The 5356-nt window shown below is 66.5% G+C and carries 5 protein-coding genes and 1 pseudogene; 3 read left to right on the top strand and 3 right to left on the bottom strand.

What is annotated here, in order from left to right:
• Positions 1-171 precede the first annotated feature (171 nt).
• A complete protein-coding gene (locus tag AB4Z51_RS44180; RefSeq protein WP_167768231.1) occupies positions 172-1230 on the bottom strand; it encodes a DUF2155 domain-containing protein in 1059 nt (352 codons plus the stop codon).
• A gap of 203 nt (positions 1231-1433) precedes the next feature.
• On the opposite strand from AB4Z51_RS44180, the gene AB4Z51_RS44175 reads away from it, so the two are divergent.
• Positions 1434-2381 (top strand): alpha/beta hydrolase, encoded by a 948-nt coding sequence (locus tag AB4Z51_RS44175; protein WP_441499701.1) that lies wholly within the window; start codon positions 1434-1436, stop codon positions 2379-2381.
• An 8-nt stretch (positions 2382-2389) separates the two neighbouring features.
• Positions 2390-3397, top strand: coding sequence for a Na+-dependent transporter (locus tag AB4Z51_RS44170; protein ID WP_167768230.1), 1008 nt, complete (start codon positions 2390-2392; stop codon positions 3395-3397).
• 7 nt (positions 3398-3404) lie between these two features.
• Here the strand turns inward: AB4Z51_RS44170 and AB4Z51_RS44165 are convergent, their stop codons facing one another.
• Both AB4Z51_RS44165 and AB4Z51_RS44160 read right to left on the bottom strand, forming a co-directional pair.
• Positions 3405-4199: a methyltransferase domain-containing protein gene (locus AB4Z51_RS44165; protein ID WP_135216163.1), complete on the bottom strand. Its 795-nt coding sequence runs from the start codon at positions 4197-4199 to the stop codon at positions 3405-3407.
• Between the two features lie 35 nt (positions 4200-4234).
• The gene (locus tag AB4Z51_RS44160) at positions 4235-5176 is read right to left on the bottom strand and encodes a GlxA family transcriptional regulator (protein WP_135216162.1); all 942 of its coding nucleotides are present in this window, start codon (positions 5174-5176) and stop codon (positions 4235-4237) included.
• Here AB4Z51_RS44160 and AB4Z51_RS44155 point away from each other — a divergent pair.
• Positions 5175-5356, top strand: a pseudogene (locus AB4Z51_RS44155) (hypothetical protein); the annotation flags it as partial. The gene AB4Z51_RS44160 and the pseudogene AB4Z51_RS44155 overlap by 2 nt on opposite strands.

The raw sequence follows: 5356 nt of genomic DNA, 5'->3' as shown, positions 1-5356 counted from the left end.
AAGAACGGCATCAGCCAGCGTTCAAGTTCGTCTTCCCATCCCGGCATGGTCAGCCCTCCAAGAGCCGACCACCCATGAATCATTGAAAAATTGATTCGGGAATCCTATAAAACGCGACAAAATCAAAAATCTGCCAAAGTAGTGCTAGCGCCCGAACCCGGGGGATTTGGTCTAACGCCCAAACCCCGGGATACCGAACAGGCCCGGCCGCTGCTCCGGCGGCGGCGGGGGTGGCGGCGCCGGCTGCTGCTGCTGGATCGGCGGCAAGGGCTGCGGCGGACGCTGCTGCACGGCCTGCTTGGGTGGCGCCGCCTTCTTCTGCGCGGGCGGCGGAGCCGGCGGCTTTGCCGCGGCCGGATCGGGCGCCGCGGTCGCAATGGTCTGCTGCGGCTCTTTGCAGTCGGTGAGCCAGATGTCGTAGATCGGATGCTCGACGCCGTGCAGGCCCGGGCTTGCCGCATACATCCAGCCCGAGAAGATGCGCTTCACCTCGCCCTGCAAGGTGATCTCGTCGACCTCGACGAAGGCGTCGGTATTGGTGGCTTCCGTCGCCGGCCGCGTATAGCAGGCGTCGGTTTTGACCCGCAGCGCGCCGAACTGGACGGTCTCGCCGATGTCCTCGTCGAAATTGATGATGCGCCCGGTGATCTTGTCGAGGCCGGAGAAGGTCGCCTTCTTGTTCACGATCTTCTGGGCCGGCGGCTCGGTCACGACCTCGTCGCCCGGCTGGAGGCTCGCCGGGGTCTGCGGGACAGGGCCGCCCGGCCCGCCCTTCTGCTGGGGCTGCCGCTGACCGGGCGCACCCGGGGCGGCTTGCGGATTGGGCGGAGCGACCGCCACGGACGGCGGCTGGTTTGGCGGAGCGACGGTTGAGCCCGGCGGCGGCGCCAGGGGCTGGGATTCGACCGGCCCCGGCATCACGTTACCTTGCCGGCCTGGCGGCGGCGCCATCGGGCGCGATGGCAGCACGCGGCCCTGCGGCGGCAGCTCGGGGACCTCTTCATCGTCATCGGGGATCTGCGGCTGCGGCTGACCACGCGGAATCGAACCCGGCGGCCGCGGCGGCGGGTCGGAGAAGATCGTGCCGATCTGCGCCTGCGCGGGCGTCGCAACCGTCAATGCGGTGGCGGCCAGAAGCGCCGCAAGACCTGGCAGGGCAAGTCTTGTAAGGGTAAAGGTTCGAACCATCTTCTCGCGCGGCTTCAACAGCGAATCGGGCTTGCTGGACATTCTACAGGGGATACCGCCGCTCGCAGGCCATCCGGTTAACACGGCGAATACGGCGGGGGAAGGGCGGCATCCCTGCCCTGCCCGTCGCCCGCTGGCCAGACCGGCGGCCGGATGGGATAGTTGACCGGCCCCTCCCCGGGGCCGAGGCGGGCAGCGCCCCCGAAACGACGTCCAACGATAACAGAAAGCCCAAGGTCGCTCCCATGCCCGTCGTGCTCGATCCCGATGCCGCCGCCGTCTACAAGGCCTTCCAGGACGCCGGCCGCCCCGCCTACGAGACCCTGACGGCACCGGAAGCCCGCGCCTATTACGGGCAGGCCCGCTTTGCCACCAACCCGGAGCCGCTGGAACTGGCGCGCGTCGCGGCGCTGGCGATCCCGGCGCCGCACGGCGCGATCCCCGCCCGCATCTACGTGCCAAAGGAGCCGCGCCTTCAGGACGGGTTGTCGCCGGCGCTGGTGTTCTTCCATGGCGGCGGGTGGGTGATCGGCGATCTCGACTCCCACGACGTCGTCTGCCGCCAGCTCGCCGTTTCAGGCGCGCTGATCGTGATCTCGGTCGATTACCGCCTCGCGCCCGAGCACAAGTTTCCCGCCGCCGCTGATGACGCGATCGCCGCCACAAAATGGATTGCCGCGAATGCGCGCGAGCTCGGCATCGATGCCTCGCGCCTTTCGATCGGCGGCGATAGCGCCGGCGGCAATCTCGCCGCCGTGGTCGCACTCACCGCACGCGACGGCAATGGTCCGAAGATCGCGGGTCAGGTCCTGATCTACCCCGCGACCGATTTCGCCATGACGCACGGCTCGCACAGCGAGCCCGAGACCAGCGTGCTGCTGACGCATTCGGTGATCCGCTGGTTCCGCGATCACTATCTCAACGGTACCGCCGACATCCACGACTGGCGCGCCTCGCCGGCGCGCGCGAAGAGCCTTGCCGGTCTGCCGCCGGCCTATGTGCTCACGGCTGGGGCCGATCCGCTGCGCGACGAAGGCGACGACTATGCCGAGCGCCTCAGGCAGGCCGGCGTGCCCGTCACGTACAAGCACTACCCCGGCCAGTTCCACGGCTTCTTCACGATGGGCAAATTGCTCCAGCAGGCCAATGTCGCGGTGCGCGAGATCGGCGCCTGGTTGAAGGAGCTGGGCTGACGCCTCCCATGCCCTTCGTTCTTCAAACCGTCTTCGCCCTCCCCCTGCGCGCGCTGACATGGCTCGGCAGCCAGGGCACCCGCGGGGTCGCGGCGGTCGTGTTCGTCGCCGCCGCCGTGCCGCCGCTCGGCGCGCTGCTGCGGCCCTACATCACCGAAGCGATCCTCGTCCTGCTCTGCATCTCCTTCATGCGAGTCGATCTCGCGGCGCTGTACGGTCACCTACGCCGCCCGGCGCTGATTGCGACCGCAACCGCCTGGACTACGATGGGCGTGCCGCTGATCGTCGGACTGATCATCTATGCAACAGGGCTCAACGACCGCTCGCCCGGCCTTTCCGTTGCCCTGATGCTCCAGAGCATGGCCTCGCCCATGATGGCGTCTCCGGCGCTCGCCGCGCTGATGGGCCTCGATGCCACGCTCGTGCTGGTCACGCTGGTGACCTCCACCGCGCTGGTCCCCTTCACAGCGTCGCTGTTCGCAAGCCTATTCCTCGACGGCATGCTCAGCGTCACGCCGGCGACGCTCGGCCTGAAGCTGCTCGGCATCCTCGCGGCGTCGCTGCTGGCCGCAACCATCATCCGTTGGGTGTTCGGCGCAAAAGCGATCCAGCGCCACAGGAAGCCGATCGACGGCTTCAACATCATCATCCTCCTGATCTTCGCCGCAGCGATCATGGGCGATGTTGTGAACGATCTGGTGGCGCAGCCGGTGTTCACCATCAGCCTTGCGGCTCTGTCCTTCGCGATCTATTTCACGCTGCTCGCCGTGACCACGCTGCTGTTCCGCCGCATCGGCTATGAGCGCGCGCTGGCGCTCGGGCTGATGGTGTCACAGCGCAATCTGGGCCTGATGCTGGCGGCGACCGCCGGCGCACTGCCGCCTACCACCTGGCTCTATTTCGCGATGACGCAATTTCCGATCCACCTTGCGCCCTACATGCTGACGCCGATCGCACGCCGCCTGGTGGCCCGCGCGGATGGCGCCGGCGAGGCAGCTGCAGGCAAGGCGACCTAGGACGCAGTCATAGCGGCGTCGCAGCCGGCTTTGAGGCCCTGAAGAGATAGCGGTTGGTGCTGAAGAAGTATTGTCCCGCCCCGCTGAGACGCTCGAACTCGCTGTGCCATGCTTCGAGATCATCAGCGGAAACGTCGTTCCTGCGGGCGACGAAGTCCCGAATGCCCTGGGCCAGCCCCTTGCTGTAGCTATCGTCATCGTACTGCAAATTCAGAATTGGAAAGACCGACGCTCCGTCCAGGTGAAGCCGTGCATTCACCAATCTGTGGGCCATCGACCTTGGGAGACGCGGGTGAGCGCAGTGCGCTTCCCATGATTTCATGACCGCGGCCATACGTTCCGGGCTTTCGGAATGCCACACCACCGCGTCCCAGTCGGTTGCGACAAAAATCGTGCGGCCCCCTGGCTTGAGCACGCGAAATGTCTCTGCGAGGACGCGGTCAACGTCAGGCACGTACTCGGCAACCTGCGTGCACACGACGACATCGAACGACGCATGGGATTGACCCAATTCCGTCGCGTTGCCGATCGCATAGGAAATCCAGGCGGAAGCCTTCTGCCGGTTGCAGACCTCGATCAGGTCAGTCGACACATCGATACCGACCACAGCACCGTCAGGCCCAACGATCTGCGCCATGCTTTCGCAGAGATAGCCGGGACCACATCCGATATCGAGAACGCTCTCGCCGGCAGACAGATTGATCTGCCGAATTGTCTCCGCGCGCTGGGCGGTCACGTCCCCTGTGAGATAAAGTCTTTGGAGCCGTTTCGCGTTCTCGTTGCTGTACTCCATCCCGCCCATCTTCGCCTCCACGCTCGAGTGCCAGGTCAGATTGCCTAGCCCGCCCGCGCCGCGCGCCGCAGCGCCTGCGGCGGCTGGCCGAAGGCGCGGATGAAGGCGCGCCGCATGCGCTCGGGGTCGCCAAATCCGGTCGCCTCCGCGACGAGCTCGATCGCCTCGCGCGAGGACTGCACGCGCTCGCGCGCGACCTCGATCCGTAAGCGCTCGATCGCCTTCGACGGCGTCGTGCCGGTCTCGGCGGCAAAGGCGCGGGCAAAATGCCGCGCGCTCATGCCGGCACGATCGGCGAGGTCTTCGACCGTCAGCCGGGCGTCGAGGTTCTCGCGCGCCCAGGACAGCAGCGCGCCGAAGCGGCCGTTCGGCGTCTTCAACTCCAAGAGCGATGAGAACTGCGACTGGCCGCCGCTGCGGCGATGATACAGCACGAGCTGGCGGGCGGCCTGCTGCGCGATCTCCTCACCATGGTCCTCGGTGACCATCGCGAGCGCGAGGTCGATACCTGCCGTAATGCCCGCCGACGTCCACACATTGCCGTCACGCGTGAAGATCTGGTCCGGCTCGAACTTCACCTTGGGATAGCGCGCGACGAAATCCCGTGTGCGGCCCCAATGCGTGGTGGCGCGGCGCCCATCGAGCAGGCCCGCCTCGGCCAGCACATAGGCGCCCGAGCAGACGCTGGCGACACGCACACCTCGCTTCGCCAGCCGCTGCACGAAGGCACGCGTGACCTCGCAGCGTGCGGCGTCCGTCACGCCTGCGCCACCCGCGATGACCAGTGTGGTGATCGCGTTCGCCGACCTGAAGTCGCGCGCCATCATTTCCACGCCGGACGAGCTGCGCACGGGGCCCGCGTTCAGTGCCAGCACGCGGATGCCGGTGGTCGTCTTGCCCGTGCAGCGCGCCGCGATCTCGAATACCGAGATCGGGCCGGCCGCATCGAGCAACTGGAAATCCGGGAAGATCAGGATGCCGATCATGGTCATGTCCGAAAGTGAGGGAAATACGCCATTTTGGACGGAATGGCATCATGAGAGGCTGCGTCCGTCAAGCTCATCTTTGGAGGACCTGCCCATGTCGTCACCGCTCCAGATCGGTCTTTTGGTGTTTCCGCGCGTCACCCAGCTCGATTTCACCGGTCCCTTGCAGGTGTTCTCCTC

Source organism: Bradyrhizobium sp. 2TAF36, assembly GCF_052114925.1.
Lineage (GTDB): Bacteria > Pseudomonadota > Alphaproteobacteria > Rhizobiales > Xanthobacteraceae > Bradyrhizobium > Bradyrhizobium barranii.
The sequence above is the reverse complement of the archived record's forward strand: the minus strand, read 5'-3'. Positions and strand labels throughout refer to the sequence as shown.